The sequence below is a fragment of the Rudaea sp. genome (assembly GCF_047601565.1).
Taxonomy (GTDB): domain Bacteria; phylum Pseudomonadota; class Gammaproteobacteria; order Xanthomonadales; family Rhodanobacteraceae; genus Rudaea.
Window position 1 is genome coordinate 529,788 of record NZ_JASGIY010000001.1, and the last position, 21,254, is coordinate 551,041.

Sequence of the window (21,254 nt, forward strand, 5' to 3'; positions counted from 1 at the left end):
ACGGCTTGCCGCGGGAATCGATGACTGCGGCGGCAAGCACTGCGATTGCGCCCGCCGGCGCATCTGCCGACGCCGGCCGATTCCCGCAATCGACTCCGCGGTAATGCGAAACTGCCAGCGCAGGGCATCCACGAAACGGAGTGCGGCATGAGGCAGAGGCAGAAAACCTCGCTGCACAAGCCCGCATGGTACGGATGGATTCCTGATTCCATCGAGTCACAGCATGCCGTGAGCGGGAGCCGCCTCTTCCGCACGGACCCATGCATCACCGTCCCGGAGCCCGCCATGTCCAGATTGCGCGCTATCACCTGCATGGCCGGCGTGCTGATCGGCGGCATCGTCGGCCTTGCCCACGCTAGAACCGCCTACGACGGCGACCTGCTGCGTCTGCTTGAGATCGCACCTTCGCAGCAATCGCTGGACTACGTGCAGAACAAGCGGCAGTTCCAACTGTACACATTGCTGACCGAGCAGCGCCACCCGGAGACAATGGATCTCAGCCGGCGCATCGCCCACGATACCCCAGCCGGACTGCGCGAACTGTTCGCGGTCGATCGCGACGTGGTGAAGACGATGGATGCCATCGCGTCCGTTCCTGCCCGTTTGCGCAAACTCGCGGATGCTTCGAAGGCGATGCAGGACGCGATCCGCGGCGGTCATCGCGTGTTTTTCTACGGGACCGGTTCGACCGGACGACTGGCGGTAACGCTGGAAAGCGCTCTGTGGCGACCGTTTTGGGAACGCGCGGCGAAAACTCCGGCGTGGCCGAAGATCGAACGCGGGCTTCCCGGGATCGGCGAGCGCGTACGCGGCGAGATCACCGGCGGCGATCGCGCGCTGATCGCCTCGCTCGAAGGCTTCGAGGATCTGCAACTGATAGGCCGTCTGCAACTGCAGGACGACGGCATCCACAAGGAAGACGTGGTTTTTGCGGTCACCGAGGGCGGCGAAACGTCGGCCGTGATCGGCGCTGCCAAGTACGGCGCGGAGCTCAACGACGGACGTGTCGGCAAAACCTGGTTCGTCTACAACAATCCCGACCAGGTCCTGCTGCCGTTCACCCGCAGTCGCGAGGTGATCGAGGACCCGCACATCGTCAAGATCAACGTCACCACCGGCCCGCAGTCGATCACCGGCTCGACGCGCATGCAGGCGACCACTTCCAGCCTGTATCTCCTCGGCGTGGTGATGGAAGACGCGATCCATCATCTGCTCGCGACTATCGTGTCGACAACGGAATTGCGGGCGCTCGGATTCGACGATCGCGCCACGATCGCCACGCGTCTGCGCGAATTCAAGACGTTGCAGGACACGGTGGCGCAGACCGCACCCGTGCTGGCCGGATGGACCGATCGCGAATCCTCGATCTATGCCAACGGCCGCCGCACGACGTATTTGGCCGGACGCGCCCTGATGCCGGTTTTCGTGGACGTGACCGAACGTGCGCCGACCTTCCGTCTTGCGCCGCTGGATCGCATCGACGCGCAAGAACGACGCTCGTGGATTCAGGTGTGGGCGCCCGTCGCAGATGCCGCCTCTGCGTGGCAATTGCTGCTGCATCGACCCTTCCACGGACTGGACCCTGCGCTCTACGCCAAACCATTCCAATCGCAAATCGACGATCCATGGCTGCAATCCGCGGCCGCGCGCAGCATGGCCAATGCCGGTGCGGAACAACAAACGCTCTACGACCTGTCGTCCTCGCCGCGCAACCTGCAAGCGTTCGGCCCGGTCGCCGGCGATCATGGCGCGATGATCCTGCTGGGTATGGAGGATGTTCTCACGCCGACGAATCGGCAGTGGCTGCGGACGTTCTCGGCGCAGGGCGTTTCCACGGATATCCTGCATGTCGGCATTGCGCCGTTGGCGAAAGGCACGACCGATGCGTTGCATCGGGACGCCCCGAATTCCACCTTGATCGATGTGCCGCTCCCTGTGTCCCATGATCCGCTGGAACTGGACGGCATCATCGCCATGAAGATGCTGCTCAACACCCATTCCACCGCGATCATGGCCAAACTCGGGCGCGTGGTCGGCAACACCATGACCGCGGTGCAGCCGAGCAACCTCAAACTGTTCGGCCGTGCGACGTTTCTCATCCAGTCGCACGTCAACGCCGTGCTGGCCAGCGACCGGTGGAAACGCCTGCACGGCGATACTCCGGCGATCACCTACGCGCAGGCCAATGCGGTGCTGTTCGACATCATCGACCAGCGCGGCAAGAACGCCGCGCTCGCGGAAAATCCCGAAGTGGAGATGGCGATCGTGCGCGTTCTCGAAAGCCTGGCACGGCAAAGCCCGGTTTCATGGAGCGATGCCGCCGCACTGCTGCACGCAAGGAGGCTGGACGACTATCTCGGCGACTACGACCGGAGGTGAGGTGACAATAACGGCTCGAACTTTCAGCTCGCGGCGCGCGCAACGCCGTTGTGCATTCGCGTTCGTCGTGCTCGCGATGCTGCAAGCGATGACGGCATTGGCCGCGGCGCCTCTCCAATTGCTCTGGCAGACGACGAAGATCGGTACGAAGGAGTCGCCGAGCGATGCCGTTTTCGTGCTGACCAATTCCGATACCCGGCCTTTGCCAGCCAGCGGTTGGGCGATTTATTTCAACTGCCTTGCCGGTGCGGTGGAAGCCGAATCGCTGGCGCATACACGCATCGAACGCGTCAATCACGGCTTCTATCGCCTGGTCCCGAGCGCCGGCTTCCAGCCGATCGCGCCGGGAGAGAGCGTGCGCCTGCCGTTGCAGCACCCCGTGAGCATGTTCAATATCGACAAGGCGCCGAAGGGGCCGTATTTCGTCAGCGATGCCGACCCCGAAACGGGCCATGCGATCGCGGACTATCGCATCGTGCTGCCCACGCCCGCCGAGCAAGCCGACAGGCCCCCGGACGCGCAGGAAATTTTCGAGCGCAACAGCACCATCGCCGACGTGCCCGTTGCCGACTTGCCGCCGGCGTTCCCCACGCCGCGCCGTTTCACGCGAGGCAAGGGAAGCTTGCGCTGGCCCGCGCCGCCGCGCATCGAAGCGGATGCCGATCTCGCGAACGAAGCAGAACAGGCGCGCGAGCTGCTCGCGCCGTATTTCGATCCGCACACGCGTCGTCATGCGAACGGCATGCCGCTGGCGTTGCGTCTGGGCAAGGTGGATGGCGAGACTTCCGCGGAAGCCTACGAACTGACGGTCGATGCCCGCAAGGGCGTGCGCATCACGGGCAACACGGCGGCGGGCATGGCGCGCGGCCTGCAATCTCTGCGCGACTTGTTGCCGTTGTCGCGCAAGACGGGCGAGGGGGTGAAGCTGGCCGCAATCTCGCTGGTGGATGCGCCGCGCTTCCCCTATCGCGGTTTCATGTTCGACGCGGTGCGCAACTTTCACGACAAGCACACCGTATTCAAACTGCTGGACCTGATGGCGCGCTACAAACTCAACACGCTGCATTTTCATTTGACCGACGACGAAGGCTGGCGCCTCGAGATCGCCGGCCTGCCCGAGTTGACCGCCTACGGGGCGCGACGCGGGCATTCGTCGAACGAAGCCGAGTATCTGTATCCCGCGTACGGTTCCGGCCCCGACGTGAACGATGCGCGTGGCAGCGGTTATTACTCCCGCGCCGACTACATCGAGATTCTGCGTTACGCCGCAGCGCGCCACATCGAGGTGATTCCGGAAATCGAAATGCCCGGTCACGCGCGCGCCGCGATCAAGGCGATGGATTACCGCGCCCGTCATGGCGGTGCGGATGCCGGTGCTTTCGTGCTCACCGATCCGGATACCCCGCCGGACGCCCTGCCGCCGCAGTCCTATCGGCGCAACGTGATGAATCCCGCGATGGAATCCACCTACGCCTTCATCGATCGCGTCGTTGCCGACATCGTCGCCATGCACAAGGAGGCGGGCGTCGCGCTGACCGCGCTGCACGTCGGCGGCGATGAAGTGCCCGAAGGCTCATGGGATCATTCGCCGGCGGTGCAGGCCTTGATGCAGGAGCGACATCTGGATTCGACCGCGAAAGTATGGGATGTCTTCTACGACCGCGTCGACCGCATCCTGCGTGCGCACGGCGTCATCGCCGCCGGATGGGAAGAACTCGGCGCGCTGCGCACGAAGTTGCGCGACAAGAGCGTCTTGATTCCCAATCCCGCCTTCGTCCAGCGCGGCTTCACGCTGCAGGTCTGGAACAACATCCGGGGCAATGAAGACCTCGCGTATCGTCTTGCGAACGCGGGTTACGACGTGGTGCTTTCCTCGGGCACGCGCCTGTATGCGGACATGGCGTACAGCGCCGATCCCGACGAGCCGGGCATGAATTGGGCCGCATATATCGATCTCGACGACATCTTCGATTTCATCCCGCTGGACGCCACGCGCAAAAACGTCCTCGATCCCACGCCGGATCCTGCCTTGAACGGACTCACCGATTACGGAGCGCAGCATCTACGCGGCATCGAGATGACGCTTTTCGGCGAAAACCTGCGCGATCCGGCGCGCATCGATTACCTCTTGATGCCGCGCCTGCTTGCCGTGGCGGAAATGGGCTGGGCGCGCGATCCCGAATGGGCGCAGATCGCGGATGCGACGCGCGTGGCCAGTGCGCATCAGGCGGCGTGGTCGATCTTCGTCAACCAGATCGGCAAGCGCGTGCTGCCGCGCCTGGATGCCGAGCATGCCGGCATCGCGTATCGCATACCGACACCAGGTGCCAAGCGCGTGGGCAACGCCGTGCAGGTCAACATGCAGATTCCGGGATTCACGCTGCGCTATCGCAGCGACGGTGGCGAGCCCGATGCGTCGAGCCCCGTGGTGGAGGGGGCGCTTGTGGAAAAAGGGTCTTTGCGCGTGGCGGCCTTCAACGCCGAGGGCAGAAGAGGCCGCTCGGTGCAGATCGAAAATCCGTAACCGTGGAGTTCACCGTGCGCCCACTCATCCGTTGGATTTTCCGCCTGGACGTCGTCGTCGGCCTGCTCATCGCCGTCACCCTGTGCACGGCGACGGATCTCCACGCAATGCAGGCTCGCACGCCTTCGCCGCACGACTTCACCCGAGTCGACACGCTGATCCGCGAGGCCATCGCCGCACGCCGCCTGCCCGGCGCGGTCGTCGTCGTCGGCCACGACGGACGGATTGCCTACGAGCAGGCATACGGCGACCGCAAGCTCGCCGGCGAGCCCGGCCTCGACGGCGTTCCGTCGGCGCGCGAGCCGATGACCACGGACACGATCTTCGATATGGCCTCGCTGACCAAGTGCCTCGCCACGGCAACCGCGATCATGCAGCTCTACGATGCGCACAAGATCGCCAGTTTCGACGACCCGGTCGAGAAGTACCTGCCGCAGTACAACCCGGCGCACGACGCCACGCGCGCCAAGGTCAGCTTGCGCATGCTGCTCACCCATATCTCCGGCGAGCCGCCCGATGTCGGCATGACCGATCCGTGGGGCCTTGCCGCACCCGACAAGCAGGAAGGCTTCCGCCGCGCGCACACGGCTCCGCTCGCGGCCGCGCCGGGCCTGCACTTCGAGTACTCGGACATCAACTACATCCTGCTCGGCGAAGTCGTCGAGCGCCTGAGCGGCCAGACGCTGGCAAGTTACGCGCGCGAACACATCTTCCTGCCGCTGGGAATGACGCAGACGCGCTACCTGCCGCAGGACAAGGTCTGTGGGACGTACAAACTCGTCGGCGCGGCGGTGATGTCGGCGCCCGCGCAGCCCGGCCGCGCGCCGGTGGCGTGTCGCGGCGACGAATGGAATGCGAGCCTGCTCGCGCGCATCGCGCCGACCACGCACGACGACGAAGGCAACGCCTCGACCAACCCGCACTTCGACCTGCTGACGCGCGGCACCGTGCACGATCCCTCCGCGCGCCGCATGGGCGGCGTCGCCGGCCATGCCGGTGTCTTCGCAACCGCCACCGATGTCGCGTCGTACGCGCAAGCGCTGCTCGACAAGCTGCGCCACGGCACCGGCAAGTTCCCGGTCTCGCAAGCCGCGCTCAAGTCGATGATCGCGCCCGAGCAGCCCGCCAGCGTGCAGGACGACACCATCCTCACGCGGGACCCCGATTCCGCCAAACCCGCACTGCGCACCATGCAGGGCACGCCGGTGCGAGGTTTCGGCTGGGACATCAATACCGCCTTCTCGCGCCCGCGCGGAGCCATTTTTGCGACCCGAGCGCCCGCCATGCCGTCGGCCGTGCCGGCAAGTTTCGGCCACTCCGGGTTCACCGGCACCTCGTTGTGGATCGATCCCGGCTCCGACAGCTATGTCGTCCTGCTCGCCAGTTCCGTCCATCCGCGCGGCGCGCCGCCGATTACGACGCTGCGTGGCGAGGTGGCAACCGCCGCGGCGGAAGCCCTGGGTCTGTCGCCATCGGTTGTCGCCGCCGGCAAGGTACGCACCGGCATCGACGTGCTCGCGGCGGAGAATTTCTCCGCTCTCGCCGGATTCCGCCGCATCGCCCTGCTCACCAATCACACCGGCATCGACGCGCAGGGCAAGCGCACCATCGACCGGCTTCTCCAGGCCCACCAGCCGCTCGTCACGATCTTCACTCCCGAGCATGGGCTGGCCGGGAAGCAGGACACCACCGAGATGGTCGCCGAGAAAGACGATGCCACCGGCATCCCCGTCGTCTCGCTGTACGGCGCGAGCGATGCCGAGCGACGACCGCAGCACGAGCAGCTCAAAGACCTCGACGCGGTCGTCATCGATCTGCAAGACGCCGGCGTGCGCTTCTGGACGTACGAATCGGCGATGCACTATTTCCTGCAGGCGGCGGCGAAGGAACGCGACGAGTTCCATCATTCGCTCGCCATCGTCGTGCTCGACCGGCCCAATCTCATCGGCGGCGTCGGCATCGGCGGGCCAGTCTCGGACTTGCAGCCCGGCGGTCCCGTCAAGCCCAGCTATATCGATTCGATCGCGCTGCCGATCCGGCACGGCATGACCTTGGGGGAGCTTGCGCGCTACATGAACGCGCACGGAAAGCTCGATGTCGCTCTTGCCGTCGTGCCCATGCAGAATTGGTCGCGCAGCTTGTACTTCGACCAGACCGGGCTTGCGTGGATCGACCCGAGCCCGAACCTGCGCAACATCACGGCTGCCACGGTCTATCCCGGGCTCGGCCTGTTCGACGCCACCAATATCTCCGTTGGCCGCGGCAGCCCGATGCCCTTCGAACTGTTCGGTGCCGGCGCGCCTGCGAAGGAGTCGGGCAACCGGACGGCCACCGGCGGCCTGGGCGCGGATTCGTCCCCCGGCGTGACCAGCGCGTGGTTCCATGCCAGCGACGTCGCTGCCGCGCTCAACGCGCGCCGGATTCCGGGTGTGAGCTTCGCCGCGACCACCACGCAAATCGCCGAGGACGCGAACCGTTATCCCTACCATGGCCAGACCATCGAGGCCGTGCGCCTCATCGTCACCGACCGCGCAGCGCTCGATTCACCCGCGATGGGAGTCGAAATCCTGAGCGTCCTGCACCGGCTTTACCCCAAGCAGTTCACCCTGTCGCGCACCCTCGACCTGCTTGGCGACAAGGCCACCCTCGACGCCATCGAACGTGGCGACGATCCGCGCGCCATCGCGCAGAGTTGGCAGTCAAGACTCGATGCCTTCGAGGCCGAGCGCGCAAAGGCGCTGTTGTATTGACGGCGCTGACGGTCGCGCCTGTTGCACCCGGCAATCCGCCGAACCCATAACCCACAGCTATGCCCGGTGCAGGTCTTTTCATTGGTGGTTTGCGTCGCGCGCTGAGTATTCTCGACCACATGCCGCAACGTGGTCGATCCACGGCGGCCTTGGCCGTGGGGTCGCGGGGGCAATACCGACGCGGCAAGGCAACAGACAATGGCCGTTCAGGCCGACTCTGCTTGTGAAATTCAACGATTGGGGAATACGCATCATGAAGGGCTCGTCCCGGCATTCGCCGCATCGCAAAAACCTCTTCCGGCGCAAGGCGCTGGCACTCGCCATCGGAACGGCCACTTTCAGTCTCGCCAACTCGGTGTGGGCGCAGGCGACCAGCGGCACCATCTACGGCAGCGTTCCCGCCGCCGCCGGCGAAACCATCCGGATCACCGGCGGTGCGGGTTTCAATCGCAGCGTCGATGTGGATGCCAACGGCAAGTATTCGGTGACGCTGCCGGTCGGCACCTACACCGTTTCGCTGATCCAGAACGGCAAGGTCGTGGATTCGCGCAGCGGAGTGAGCCCGGTCGCAGCCGGCGCGATTGCGGTGGACTTCGCGGCGAATGCAGCGACTGCCGCATCCGAGACGCTCAACACGATCCAGGTCACCGGCCAGGCCGCCGCCATCGACGTGTCCACCACCAACCAGGTGACGACGATCACGGCGAAGCAGTTGCAGCAGTTGCCGATTGCGCGCACCGCCGAGGACATCGCCATGCTCGCGCCGGGCGTCAACATGGCGTCGGCCGAACTGGGCACCGGCCCGCTGGGTACGGGGACCCTGGTGTTCGGCGGTGCCTCCGCGGCCGAAAACGCCTATTACGTGGACGGCATGAATACCACGGAACTGCTCAACAACATGGGCGGCGTCGCCCTGCCATACGGCGCCATCGAACAGGAACAGACCTTCATCAGCGGCTACGACGCGCGCTACGGCCGTTCGATCGGCGGCGTGATCAACCAGATCGGCAAGAGCGGCTCGAACGAGTGGCATTTCGGTGCGCGCGCGTTGTGGCAACCGGCCAGCCTGCGCGGCGACCCGATCAATTACTACTACGCCAATCCGCTGGTGACGACGGGTGCCAACAAGGACGGCAATCTGGCCTATTACCGCAAGGCCAACGGCCACGACGAAACCATTTACGACGCCTATGTCAGCGGCCCGATCATCGAGGACAAGCTGTTCTTCTTCCTCGGCGTCGAGCAGGACAATACCCATTACCGGACGACTTCATCGTTCGCCAGCAGTGGCGCCACTACCGAAAACGTGACCCAGCACGACCCGAAGGTCTACGCCAAGATCAACTGGAACATCAACGATGCCAACGTCTTCAGTCTCACAGGCTTGCAGAACGAGCACAAGACCTGGGGAACAATCTACGACTTCGATTACAGCACCTTGCAGCGTGGCGATTTCGCGGGTCTTGACCAGACCGGCAAGACCGCGTTCCGCATGTGGGTGGCAAATTACACCTCCTATCTCACCGACAACCTGACCCTGAACGCGATGTTCGGCAAGATGCACGGCGAGTACTACACGGAACAGCCCGGCTACGCCGGCTTCGATCCGTCGTTGCCGCACATTTCAAGCGCATCCAATCAGGACCCGGCCTTCGTTCCACCCGGCGGCATCAGGAATTCGCAGACCAATTCGTCGATCGCCGACCCCAATCATCGTGAAACGGTCGCGAACTACCGCTTGAGCCTGGAGTGGAAACGCGGCGACCATACCTTCCAGTTCGGCATCGACAACATCAACTCCTGGGATTTGAACGACGGCTCCTTGAATCCGGGACCCGGTTATGAATGGATCTACGGCGTAAGCACCCCCGGTCAACCGGTGTTCGGCGTCGATTCCAGCGTGCCGCCCTATGTCGCGCCGTCGACTCAGTGCCACTCCGATTCCACCGGCAAGGTGAATTGCTACTACGTGCAAAAGCACGTGGATCTCTCGGCCGCCTCCGTGCGTGTCGCGCAGCGCGCCGCGTACATCATGGACAACTGGCAGGTCACGCCGAACCTGTTGCTGAACCTTGGTCTGCGCGACGACTCGTTCGTCAACTACGATGGCTCTGGCACGCCTTACATCCGCGAGACCAAACCGCAATGGGCACCGCGCCTGGGCTTCAGTTGGGACGTGCACGGCGACTCCAGCCTCAAGGTGTTCGGCAATGCCGGTCGCTACTACCTCGCGCTGCCGGAGCAGGTGGCGCTGTCGATCGCCGCGCCGGTGACGAACGCGGGCGTGTACGGTACCTACACCGGCGTCAATCCGACCACCGGCGAGCCGATCGGCTTCACCCCGCTGCCGCAGAATCCGACGACCGGCGTGTCGATCGACAGCGAATACGGCCAGGCCAAGGACCCGCGCATCTCCGCCGCGCAGAACATCAAGGCCGAGTTCTCCGACAACTTCGTCTTCGGCATGCAGCAGCAATTCGACTTTCGCGGAACGAGCTGGACGTTCGGCGCAACCGGCACCTACCAGCGCATGAACCGCATCATCGACGACTACGACGCGATCCAGAACGAGTGCGCCGCGGGGCGCGCGCAAGGCTACGACTGGATGACGGCGGACACCTGCGATCAATGGGCGCAGAGCTTGGTCCTGATCAATCCGGGCGAGACCAACAACCTGCTGATGAAGGCGCCGGACGGCAGTCTCGTGCCTGTGAAGTTCACCAAGGCCGACCAGGGCTTCACCGAGGGCCCGAAGCGCCGCTACTACTCGATCGACCTGTCGCTGGAACATGCCTGGGACAGCAAGTGGTTCGCCAAGATCGACTACGTGTTCTCGCGCACCTGGGGCAATACGGAAGGACCGGTCAGCACCTATTCCGCGCAGGGCGGTTCCTACGAATCGCTCACCACCGCCTGGGACTTCCCGGAAAGAATGGAGTACTCCAGCGGCGTGCTGCCGAACGACCGCAAGCATCAACTCAAAATCTACGGCGCTTATGCGCTCACTCCGGAATGGACGCTCGGCGGCAACCTGTACATCGCCTCCGGCACGCCACGCATGTGTCGCGGCCGCTACGGCACGGATCAGGTTGCCCTGCACGGTTCCAACACGTACTACTGGTGCGGCGGCGTGCCGGTGCCGCCGGGCTCGCTCGGCCGCCTGCCGTGGAACCATCTGCTCGGTCTCAACGTCGACTACAAGCCGGACTGGGCCGACCACAAGCTGGATTTCAATCTGGCCATCTTCAACGTGCTCAACAAGCAGACGCCGCTGTACTACGGCGACAGCTTCCGGTCGACTACCAACCCGAACGCCACCTACGGAATGATCTACGACTCGCAGGCGCCGCGCTCGATCCGGCTTTCTGCAGCCTACGACTTCTGAAGTTCTTCATGGTGTGTTTCCTCGCCGGGCAGAAATTGCCCGGCTTTTTTTTGCTGACTCCGGGGCTCTTGTGTAACCTGCATCAGGCACGCGCCGATGGCAGGACGGGCGCCCGATCGCAGCTGGTGACGACATGACGCTCCCATCGACCCCAAGAGTTGCGCCGGACGCGCCGCAGCCAGCGCTTTCGCGCACGGCCGCGCGCATGCTCGCGCGCGCGCGCGAGGAATGGGAGCGCCGCGATTTCGCCGCCGCGGAACACTCGTTGTCCAGCGTGCTGGCGCTGGCGCCCCACGATTTGAGCGCGATCCGCATGCTCGGCATGGCAGTCCAGCGCCTCGGCGACAATGCCCGCGCCATCGACTGCTTCCGGCGCGTGCTGGCGATGCATCCCGACGACTCCGACATCCACGTCTGCCTCGGCATCGCGCTGCACGAGCGCGGCGAGACCGAGGACGCCGTGAAACACCTGCGCCACGCCTGCGAACTGGAACCCGGCTCCGCGCCAGCATGGTTCAATCTCGGCGAGGCGCTCGTGCAGCAAGTGCATACCCTCGATGCCGTCGCCGCGCTGCGCCGCGCGCTCGAACTCGACCCCGCGCACTTTTCCGCGCGGCTGTCGCTGGCCAAGGCGCAGGCGAGCCTCGGCGAGATCGATGCCGCGATCGCGGGCTTCCGCGACGTGCTGCGGCGCGAGCCCGGCAATGCCGAAGCGTGGTTCGGGCTGTCGAATCTCAACACGGTGCGTTTCGGCGCCGCCGATGCCGCATCCCTGCAGAGCGCCTTGGCGCGCCCGAACCTGTCGCCGCGTCATCGCGAGCTGCTCGGCTTCAGCTACGCGAAGGCGCTGGAGAACCAAGGCGATTATGCACAGGCGTTCGAGACGTTCCGCACCGCCAACGCGTCGCGCCGCCGCCGCGTGAAGTGGGACGCAGCGGGGGAACGCAAGCGCGTGGACGAGATCGAGCGCGTGTTCGCCGATGGGGCGCCGCCTCCGCTCGACGAGCGGCTCGGTGGCGAAGTCATCTTTATCGTCAGCATCCCCCGTTCCGGCTCGACCCTGGTCGAACAGATTCTCGCTTCGCATCCGCAGGTCGAGGGTGCGAACGAGATCAAGGATTTGTCCGAGATCATCGACGCGGAAACCGGGCGCCGCCAATCGGCGTACCCGCTCTGGGTGCCCGACGCCACGGCACAGGACTGGCAACGCCTCGGCCGCGAATACCTCGCGCGCACCGAACGCTGGCGCAGAACGAAGCCGCGCTTCACCGACAAGAGCCTGGTGAGCTGGTATCTCGTCGGCGCGGCATTGGCGATGCTGCCGGCGGCGCGCGCGGTTATCATCCGGCGCGATCCGGTGGAGACCTGCCTGGCGTGCTTCCGCCAGCTTTTCAGCGAACGCAGCGCGTTCGCCTGCGATCTCGACGAACTGGCCGACTACTGCATCGACTTCCTGCGCCTCACGCGCTTCTGGCGCGAACAATATCCCGATCGCGTGCTCGATCTCCAGTACGAAAACCTGCAGGCCGAACCGGAGGCCGAGATCCGCCGCCTGCTCGATTTCTGCGGGCTGCCGTTCGATCCCGCCTGCCTCGAATTCCACAAGACCGAGCGCGCCGTGCTCAGCGCCCCGAGCGCCGCGCAGGTGCGCGAGCCCATACGTCGCGACACCGCACGCAGCGCGCGTTACGGCGACAAGCTCGACCCGCTGCGCCAACGCCTGCGGGCCGCCGGGATCGCGGTGGAATGAACGCGAATTCCGACCTTACCGACTACCGTCTACCGCATTGCTGACATGGCCGACGCACTTCCACATTCTTTATTCAACGGCATCATCGTTCCTACGGACGAGGTGCGCATCTCGCCGTTCGACCGCGGCTTTCTGTTCGGCGACGGCATCTACGAGGTCGTGCCGGTTTACGGTGGCAAGCCGCTTCGCCTCGATGCGCACTTCGATCGTTTGCAGGACGGCTTGGTCGCACTCGAAATCGCCAATCCGTATCTACGTGCGCGTTGGACCGAACTCGTGCATGAACTGATCGCAGCCAACGACGGCGGCGACATGGGCGTCTATCTCGAAGTTTCGCGCGGTACCGGCAAGGGACGCGATTTCCTGCCCGAGCCGGAGATGCGGCCGACGGTATTCGGTTTCTGCTTTCGGCTCGCGGCGCCGAAACCCGAGGCGCTTCAACAGGGCATCGCCGCGGCCACGCTCGAAGATATCCGCTGGCAGCGTTGCGACATCAAGTCCGTCGCCCTGGTCGGTCCGGTGATGCTGAAGATCGAAGCGAAACGGCGCGGCGCCGACGAGGCGATCCTCGTGCGCGGCGAGCGCCTCGCCGAAGGCAGTTCGAGCGCCGTGTTCGTCGTCAAGGGCGGGCGCGTCGCCACACCGCCCGCCAGTCACGAGCGCCTGCCGAGCATCACCCGCCTGGTCGTCGGCGACGTGCTCGATGCGCTGAAGCTGCCGCTAGACGTGCGCGAAGTCCACTGCGACGAACTGCTCGCGGCCGACGAAATCTGGATCGCCAGTTCGACGCGCGAGGCGTTGCCGGTCACGCGGCTCGACGGCAACGCGGTCGGGGAGGGCAAGCCCGGGCCGGTATGGCGTCGCGCGTTCGACGAGTTCCAGGCGCTCAAGCAACGCGAAGCGGGTTGATCCGAAACCGCGGTCGACGGCATCCGTCACTTCCCGCCGGCGAACTTTTCTTCGAGGGCGCTGAACGCCGAGCGTCCGCCCGTGCGTTCTTCGGGCATGCCGGTGGCGAACCACGCCACGCCGGTGCCGTGTTCGCGGTCGAGCCATAGGCCCGCCTGCACGCCGTAAGCGGTGCCGGAGTGGCCGACGCGGGCCACGCCGTCGCCGAACGGGTCGTCGCGGCAGCCGTCGGCATGCGTGGCGAGGATCTGCATTTCCATGCCCCAGTGGCAGTAGAAGCCCGGCTGGTGATCCTCGCTGTCCCACTCGTAGGTGAGGCCATTGTGGCCGTCGTATTGCCAGCGCGGCGTCGCCATCGCCTGCACGGAGGCGGGCGTCAGCAGGCGCACGCCGTCGAGCGCGAGTGCGCCGTCGCCGAGCAGCATCATGCCGATGCGCGCGAGGCCGATGCCCGAGATGCGCAGGCCGCCCTGCGGGCCGAACAGCGCGCCGTTCTCGCCCGGACGATAGCGCGACAAGTCGCAGTTGCCATTGTGCGCGGGCCGCACGGTGCAATCCGGCATGCGGCCGTGATTGTCGTCCGCCAGCGGTTTGCCGGCGGTGTCGTAGAGCACCACGGCGCGCGCGGCGGTCGCTTCGCTGCAGGCGGCCCAGCCGAAGCAGGCGCCGGTGCCGAGCGGCTTGAGCACGAGGCGTTGCATGAGTCGGTCGAAACGCTCGCCGGTGACGCGCTCCATCACCTGCGCAACGACCGGATAATCGAGATTGGCGTAGCGGAAATAGGTTCCCGGTGCGTGTTCGGCATCCCAGGCGTGCGGCTTGGCGAAAATGTCGCGCAGGCGGCCGTCCAGCGGGGTCTGCCAGTAGCCGGCTTCGTCGGTCAGGCTGGCGCGGTGCGAGGTCAACAGGCGCAAGGTGATCGGCACGTTCGGGAAGGCGGGATTGCGCAGGCTCCATCCGAGATACTTGGAAACGTCCGCATCGAGGTCGAGCTTGCCGGCTTCGACCAGACGCATCACGCCGACCGCGGTGACCAGTTTGGAAATCGAGGCGACGCGCACCGGATCGTCGGCGGTGACCTTGCGCGCGGCGGCCTTGTCGGCAAAACCGTCGGTCTGCACGGAGGTGATGCCGTTGCGATCGAAGGCGACGCGCACCGTGGCAACGGGATCGTCCGCACGGGCCGCATCGGCGACCAAAAGCAAGCCGAACAGACTGTAGACCGACAGGGCTCGTCCGGTTTTCACGACTCAGCCATAGCGGGAGATATCCAGGCCTTCCGTACTGATCCGCGGCGTCGCGCCGGCGATCAGGTCGGCGAGATAGCGTCCCGATCCGCACGCCATCGTCCAGCCGAGCGTGCCGTGGCCGGTGTTGAGATACAGGTTGTCGAAGCCGGTGGCGCCGACCACCGGCGTGCCGTCCGGCGTTGCCGGGCGCAGGCCCGTCCAGAATTGCGCCCGGGCCGGATCGCCTCCCTGCGGATACAACTCGGCGACGACTCTTTCCAGCGTCCTGCGACGCTTCGGCGGCAGCGAGAGGTTATAGCCGCACACTTCGGCAATGCCGCCGACGCGGATGCGCTGCTCGAACCGGGTCACCGCGACTTTGTAGTTTTCGTCGAGCACGGTGGACATCGGCGCCATCGCCGGATCGGTGATCGGCAACGTCAGCGAATAGCCTTTGAGCGGATGCACCGGCAGGCGGATGCCCAGCGGCGCGAGCAATTGCGGCGTGTAGCTGCCGAGCGCGAGCACGTAACGGTCGGCCTTTTCGATCCTGCCGTCGATGCGTATGCCGGCGATCCGCTTGCCGGAAGCCTCGAGCGATTCCACCGTGGCGTCGTAGCGGAATTCCACGCCGGCCGCTTTCGCACGCTCGGCCAGCCGCTGCGTGAACAGAGCGCAATCGCCGGTCTGGTCGCGCGGCAGACGCAGCGCGCCGGCCAGCCGGTCGACCACGCGCGCCAGCGCCGGTTCGACTCTCACGATGCCGGCGCGATGGAGCACTTCGTACGGCACGCCGTATTGTTCGAGCACCGCGATGTCCTTGCCCGCATCGTCGAGCTGCGACTGTGTGCGGAACAACTGCACGGTGCCGAGTTGGCGGCCTTCGTAGTCGATGCCGGTTTCCGCGCGCAGTTCGTCGAGGCAGTCGCGGCTGTATTCGGACAGGCGCACCATGCGCGCCTTGTTGACCGCGTAACGCCGCGCCGTGCAATTGCGCAGCATCTGCAGCAGCCACAGGTATTGATTCGGATCGAGGCCCGGCTGGATCACCAGCGGCGCGTCCCGGGAGAACAGCCATTTCAACGCTTTCAGCGGCACGCCGGGCGCAGCCCACGGCGAGGCGTAGCCGGGCGAGATCTGGCCGGCGTTGGCGAAACTGGTTTCCTGCGCGGGCGCGGCCCGGCGATCCACCACGGTCACCTCGAAACCGGCGCGCGCCAGATACCAGGCGGTGCTCACGCCGACGACGCCGCTGCCGAGAACGAGTATGTGCACTATCGATTCCTTTCTTGCGCGCCGCCGCCGCAGTTCATTCTGCGTGGTCGAATTCCGGCATCGGCTCGAACCGCTGGCCTTTGTGCCACTTGTCGGCATCGGGGCGGGCATAGACGACCTTGCCGCCGACGATCGTATACAGCACGCGCGTGCGCAGGATGTCGTCGGCCGGTGCGGTCAGAAGATCGCCCGAGAACACGTCGAGATCGGCGAACTTGCCGGGCGAAAGCGAGCCCAACTCGTTTTCCGCCAAGATCGCGTAGGCGTTGTTCCAGGTGTACGACTGCAATTCCTGCAGCCGCGTCTTGGCCTGTGCGGGGAAAAGTTTCTTCGCGCCGTGCGCGTAGGCGCGGGTGACGCCGCAGTAGAAGTTCGCGATCGGGTTGGTGTCCTCGACCGGCGTGTCGGTGCCGTCGAGCACGATCGCGCCGCTGTCGATGAGTTTCTTCCAGACGTAGGCGCCTTCCTCGGCGCGCTTCTCGCCGATGCGCGACACCACCATCGGCGCATCCGAGCAGGCATGGATGGATTGCATAGACGCGATCACGCCGAGCTGCGCAAAGCGCGGAATGTCCGACAGCGCGAGATGCTGCGCGTGTTCGATGCGCCAGCGCAGATTCCGCGCTTCGGGATATTGCGTGAAAATGTCCTGATACATGTCGAGCAATTCGCGGTTGGCGCGGTCGCCGATCGCATGGATCGCCACCTGGAAACCGTCGCGCGCGGCGATCTGCGCCATCTTCCGCAGATCGCTCATCTTGTTGACGTTGAGGCCGGTGAGCGTCGGCGCGTCGCTGTACGGTTCGAGGAACCACGCGCTGTGCGTGCCGAGCGCGCCGTCGGAAACGTCTTCGCCGATGCCGCGCACGGTGAAACGGTTGTCGGCGTAGCCGATGGTGCGGTATTCGGCGAGATGCTTGTCGAGTTCGGCCGGCGATTTCTCGTCGATGTACACGTACAGGCGCAGCGGCAAACCCTTCCCGACCTGCTGCTTGAGCCAGGTTACCGTCTTGAAACTCTCGCCCTGGTCGACGAAGGTGGTGATGCCCTTGCCGATCTCGTTCTGCACGGCTAGTTGCAGCGCGCGCTCGCGGCGCGCTTCCTGTTCGCTGGCAGGCAGGGTTTTCAGATAACTGTTGTAAGCGGCGAACACCGGATCGGCCGCGTTGTCGCGCAGCATGCCGGTCGCGTGTCCCTGCGCATCGCGCACGATGGCGCCGCCGGGAGGGTCGGGCGTCTTGTCGCCGATGCCGGCGAGCTTGAGCGCCTGCGCGTTGGCGATGATGCCGTGCCCGCTGGCGTGGTTGAGCAGGACCGGATTGTTCGGCGAAACCGCGTCGAGCGCGGTCGGCAGCGGCAGGCCGTCCACGTTCGGCTGCGGCACCTTGCTCCACTTCGCCTGCTGCCAGCCCTGGCCGACGATCCACTCGCCGGGCTTGGCCTTGGCGACCGCGGCCTTGACGACCGCGACGACCTCGTCCCAGTTCGCCGGCTGGCCCACGTCGACCTGCATCAGCGACTCGCCGGTGTCCATCAGGTGGCCGTGATCCTCGATGAAACCCGGCGTCACGAATGCGCCGTGCAGGTCCAGCACCTTCGTCTGCTTGCCGATGTAACGGGCGATCGCCTCGTCGCTGCCGACGGCTTCGATTTTCCCGGCACGGATCGCGACGGCCTGCACTTCGGGCTGCAGCGGGTCGAGCGTGGCGACGGTGGCGTCGCGCAGAACCAGATCGGCCGGCGGCAACGTCGGAGGGAAACCCGTAACGGATGCGCCGGTGGTGGAGGCATTCGCGGCGATGGCAAGGACGATGCCCGGCAGCGACATGGCGAACGATCTCATCGAATTCTCCCCTCGTCGCATGAGCTTCTGCCGCGACTTTCGCGGCAAAGCGTACGCCGCGGCAACGGCGGGCCACCAATGAAAAGGCCGATACTCCGCATAACCTCATGTTGTGGACACTCGCCGTCGCGAGGCACGCGGCACCCTAGTATCCTGCCGGCCCGGATCGTACCCCATCCAACCCCGGGTTATGCTGCGTGCGGGTCTTTTCATTGGTGGCCGGCGCCGGGCGCCGGTTATGCTCCTTCGATGATCGGCGATGAGGGCTCACCGGCATCGCGATCGCCACCCGGCGCCATGGGGAAAACAGCATGAGCCACTTCGCGATATCCACGCTGGCGACATGGGCGTTGGTCGTCTGCACCGCCGCGCTACCGGCTTCCGCCGCGCAGACCGGCAAGCGCTCCGACTACGATTCTCTCGTCGATGCCGTGGTGGCGCGCTATCACCTGCCCGGCATCGCCGTCGGCGTCATCGACGACGGCAAGGTGGTCTACGCGCGCGCGCTGGGCAATCTCGACTCCGGCAAGCCGATGGACGCCGACACGCTGTTCGAGATCGCCTCCAACACCAAGGCCATGACCGCGAGCCTGCTCGCGCGGCTGGTGCAGCAGGGCAAGTTGCGCTGGGACGACCCGGTGACGAAATACCTGCCGTCGTTCCGCATGCACGATGCGTGGGTCACGGCGAACATGCAGGTCGGCGATCTGCTCGTGCATCGCAGCGGCCTGCCCGAAGGTGCCGGCGATCTGATGCTGTGGCCGACGCCCAACGAGTTCACGCCCGACGACGTCGTCGCGGCCATGCAGTATCTCAAACCGGCCTACGGTTTTCGCGCGGGTTACGCCTACGACAACACGCTTTATATCGTGGCCGGCCAGCTCGCGGCCGCGGCCGGCGGCACGCCGTATCCCGCGCTGCTGCGTCGCGAAGTGTTCGAGCCGCTCGGCATGAAACGCTGCCAGATCGGCACCTGGAACCGCGACGAGGTGGGCAACGTGGCGAGCCCGCACGTCACGGACGACGACGGCCGCTTCGTCGCCGTGCACGCCGAAGGCGCCATCGTGCATCCCGCCACGATGGACTCCGCGGGTGGCGTACGTTGCAGCCTCAACGACATGCTGACGTGGGCGATGAACTGGCTTGCGCCGACGCCGCAGCAACTCGACTGGCTGGCGCCGAAACAGCGCCACGCCGAATGGACCCCCTACACGCCGATGCCGATCTCCGCGCGCCGCCGCGCCTGGGACGGAACGCTCTTCTTCGGCTACGGCTACGGCTGGCGCATCGCCGACGTCGACGGAGAAATGACCGTGTCGCACACCGGCACGCTCTCGGGCATGTACTCGGCGATGACCCTGCTGCCGTTCCGCAAGAGCGGCTTCGTTTTCCTGATCAACGCCGAGGCCGAGGATGCGCGCAGCGTGCTCATCGAAGTGCTGGACAAGCACTTCACCGCGCCGGCCAAGGCGCGCAGCGTGGCCAGCTACGCCGACGAACTGGCGCACGAGAACGAGCAGCATCGCCGCACGGGCGTTCCCGACACGTCCTCGCGCACGCCGGCGGCACCGGCCGACCTGAAGAATCGCCTCGGCGTCTGGCGCGACCCCTGGTTCGGCGAGGCGCGCCTGTGCGCGCGCGGCGACACGGTGCGTTTCGCCTCGCTGAAGTCGCCGCGGCTGACCGGACAGGTCATGCGCATCGGCGACCGCTACCTGGTGCACTGGGATCACGGCGACGTCGAAGCATGGCTGCGCTTCCCCGAACAGCCCGACGGCACGCTGCGCATGGCCAAGGTCGACCACGAAGCCGACTTCAGCTCCGACTACGAAGACCTCGCTTTCACGCGCGAGCGGGCCTGCGAATGAAGGGACGGCATTCTTCCCCGCGTGCGCATTCTCGATAGACGCGCATCGTCTTCGCGCGCACGCGCACGAGGCGGTCAGACGCTGCGCGTCGCCACCGCCGGCGGCACGCGCGACGCGCGCGTCGCCGGTCCCAGCACGGCGACCTGGCCGAGCAGCCACAGGCAGGCGAAGCCGACCGGCACGTAGTACCACGGCAACAGCTTCGCACCGTCGGTATGCGTGAGCAGCCATAGGCTCAACGCATACGTGAGCACGCCGCCGACGAGCAAGCCGAGCGTGGTGATGACGAAATTCTCGGTCAGGAAATAACGCAGGATGTCGAACTTGGTCGCGCCGAGCGCACGGCGCGTGCCGATTTGCTTGGTACGCTGCGCGACCCAAAAGCTCGCCATGCCGACGATGCCGAGCGCAGTGATCGTGAGCAGCGCGACGATGACGCCACCGAGGATCAGCGACATTGCGCGGTCGTCCGCGTAGGCGTCCGCGCGAACCTTCTCCTCGCTGCGCAGGCTGCGCACGATGCGGCTCTTGTTCTCGCCGAGCTTCGCTTCGACGGTTTTCATCAACTCGTCGCGGCGGCCCGGCTCGGCGCGGATCAGATAGGTCGCGCCGTTGCCGTAGGCCAGGTGCGTCGGCCAGATCGCGGAATATTCGATCTCCTCGTCGCCGCGGCTCAGCCACGGCACCTGCAGCCTATCGACGATACCGACGATCGTCGACGGCGTATCCTGGTCGTAGATCGTCTTGCCGAGCGCATCGCCGCCCGGAAAGAGTTTTTCCGCCAGCGCATGCGTGACGATCAGCACCGGCGAGGTCTTGCGGTCGTTCAACGTCATGAACGCGACCTCCTCGGGCTTGAAATTGCGCCCGCTGACGAGCTTCATGCCGTAGGCATCGATCGCGTGATCGTCGAGCATGTAGTACGCGGCCTGTGCGGTACTCGTCTTCTGCTCCGGCTGCAGATTGACGCCGCTGGACCAGCCGCTGCCGCCGAGCGGCACCATGCTGTTGGTCATCGTCGCGTCGACGACGCCGGGCAGGCTGCGCAACACCGCAAGGTCCGCGTCGGCCGTCGTCTGCACGTTAAAGCCTTCGCCGAAACCGGTGCTGTTGACCAGGAAGGTGTCGGTCTCGTTCATGCCGGTCGGCCGCTGCATTTTCTCCACGCGCTGGCGGATGATGAACAGCGCGTTGCACAGGATCGCCAACGTCAGCGCAACCTGCAGGCCGATCAGGATCATCGCGACTTTGCTGCGCATCAGCGCGGAAAGGATGGGGCGGATTTCCATGTGAGGTACCTTTGCTGTCCTTCTCCCAGCGGGAGAAGGTGGCGCGGCAGCGC

Annotated in this window: 11 protein-coding genes; 7 read left to right on the forward strand and 4 right to left on the reverse strand. The window is 65.6% G+C overall.

The features are described 5' to 3' along the window. The first annotated feature begins 285 nt into the window (after nucleotides 1-285). The 6 genes from QM741_RS02265 (at nucleotide 286) to QM741_RS02290 (ending at nucleotide 13,697) form a co-directional block, all read left to right on the forward strand. Nucleotides 286-2,379: a hypothetical protein gene (locus tag QM741_RS02265; protein ID WP_415206125.1), complete on the forward strand. Its 2,094-nt coding sequence runs from the start codon at nucleotides 286-288 to the stop codon at nucleotides 2,377-2,379. A 1-nt stretch (nucleotide 2,380) separates the two neighbouring features. Beyond that, entirely contained in the window at nucleotides 2,381-4,903 is a 2,523-nt protein-coding gene (locus QM741_RS02270; RefSeq protein ID WP_415206126.1) for a family 20 glycosylhydrolase, read from the forward strand. A 14-nt stretch (nucleotides 4,904-4,917) separates the two neighbouring features. Continuing rightward, the gene (locus QM741_RS02275; RefSeq protein ID WP_415206127.1) at nucleotides 4,918-7,653 is read left to right on the forward strand and encodes an exo-beta-N-acetylmuramidase NamZ domain-containing protein; all 2,736 of its coding nucleotides are present in this window, start codon (nucleotides 4,918-4,920) and stop codon (nucleotides 7,651-7,653) included. A gap of 253 nt (nucleotides 7,654-7,906) precedes the next feature. After that, on the forward strand, nucleotides 7,907-11,038 hold the full coding sequence (locus tag QM741_RS02280) for a TonB-dependent receptor (RefSeq protein ID WP_415206128.1): 3,132 nt from the start codon (nucleotides 7,907-7,909) through the stop codon (nucleotides 11,036-11,038). A 133-nt stretch (nucleotides 11,039-11,171) separates the two neighbouring features. After that, nucleotides 11,172-12,788: a sulfotransferase gene (locus QM741_RS02285; protein WP_415206129.1), complete on the forward strand. Its 1,617-nt coding sequence runs from the start codon at nucleotides 11,172-11,174 to the stop codon at nucleotides 12,786-12,788. 45 nt (nucleotides 12,789-12,833) lie between these two features. Further along, nucleotides 12,834-13,697, forward strand: coding sequence for a D-amino acid aminotransferase (locus tag QM741_RS02290; protein ID WP_415206130.1), 864 nt, complete (start codon nucleotides 12,834-12,836; stop codon nucleotides 13,695-13,697). Between the two features lie 26 nt (nucleotides 13,698-13,723). Here QM741_RS02290 and QM741_RS02295 read toward each other — a convergent pair whose 3' ends face one another. Genes QM741_RS02295 through QM741_RS02305 form a run of 3 tightly spaced genes read right to left on the reverse strand, consistent with a single transcriptional unit; the run spans nucleotide 13,724 to nucleotide 18,044 of the window. Beyond that, nucleotides 13,724-14,944, reverse strand: a complete 1,221-nt coding sequence (locus QM741_RS02295) for a serine hydrolase domain-containing protein (protein WP_415206131.1) — start codon at nucleotides 14,942-14,944, stop codon at nucleotides 13,724-13,726. 3 nt (nucleotides 14,945-14,947) lie between these two features. Next, nucleotides 14,948-16,312, reverse strand: coding sequence for a D-amino acid dehydrogenase (locus QM741_RS02300; protein WP_415206132.1), 1,365 nt, complete (start codon nucleotides 16,310-16,312; stop codon nucleotides 14,948-14,950). Continuing rightward, nucleotides 16,236-18,044 carry an amidohydrolase gene (locus QM741_RS02305; protein ID WP_415206133.1) on the reverse strand — a complete coding sequence of 603 codons (1,809 nt, stop codon included), beginning with the start codon at nucleotides 18,042-18,044 and terminating at the stop codon, nucleotides 16,236-16,238. The genes QM741_RS02300 and QM741_RS02305 overlap by 77 nt, the downstream gene beginning before the upstream one ends. A 311-nt stretch (nucleotides 18,045-18,355) precedes the next feature. Between QM741_RS02305 and QM741_RS02310 the strand changes: the two genes are divergently transcribed. After that, nucleotides 18,356-19,912, forward strand: a complete 1,557-nt coding sequence (locus QM741_RS02310) for a serine hydrolase domain-containing protein (RefSeq protein WP_415206134.1) — start codon at nucleotides 18,356-18,358, stop codon at nucleotides 19,910-19,912. 74 nt (nucleotides 19,913-19,986) lie between these two features. Here the strand turns inward: QM741_RS02310 and QM741_RS02315 are convergent, their stop codons facing one another. After that, nucleotides 19,987-21,201, reverse strand: a complete 1,215-nt coding sequence (locus tag QM741_RS02315) for an ABC transporter permease (RefSeq protein ID WP_415206135.1) — start codon at nucleotides 21,199-21,201, stop codon at nucleotides 19,987-19,989. Between the last annotated feature and the right edge of the window lie 53 nt (nucleotides 21,202-21,254).

Excerpts from the sequence above, each read along its gene's own strand:
- QM741_RS02315 (WP_415206135.1), bottom strand. The coding sequence starts at position 21,201 with ATGGAAATCCGCCCCATCCTTTCCGCGCTGATGCGCAGCAAAGTCGCG.
- QM741_RS02290 (WP_415206130.1), top strand. The coding sequence starts at position 12,834 with ATGGCCGACGCACTTCCACATTCTTTATTCAACGGCATCATCGTTCCT.
- QM741_RS02285 (WP_415206129.1), top strand. The coding sequence starts at position 11,172 with ATGACGCTCCCATCGACCCCAAGAGTTGCGCCGGACGCGCCGCAGCCA.
- QM741_RS02305 (WP_415206133.1), bottom strand. The coding sequence starts at position 18,044 with ATGAGATCGTTCGCCATGTCGCTGCCGGGCATCGTCCTTGCCATCGCC.
- QM741_RS02265 (WP_415206125.1), top strand. The coding sequence starts at position 286 with ATGTCCAGATTGCGCGCTATCACCTGCATGGCCGGCGTGCTGATCGGC.
- QM741_RS02310 (WP_415206134.1), top strand. The coding sequence starts at position 18,356 with ATGAGCCACTTCGCGATATCCACGCTGGCGACATGGGCGTTGGTCGTC.
- QM741_RS02280 (WP_415206128.1), top strand. The coding sequence starts at position 7,907 with ATGAAGGGCTCGTCCCGGCATTCGCCGCATCGCAAAAACCTCTTCCGG.
- QM741_RS02300 (WP_415206132.1), bottom strand. The coding sequence starts at position 16,312 with ATGCCCGCCCCGATGCCGACAAGTGGCACAAAGGCCAGCGGTTCGAGC.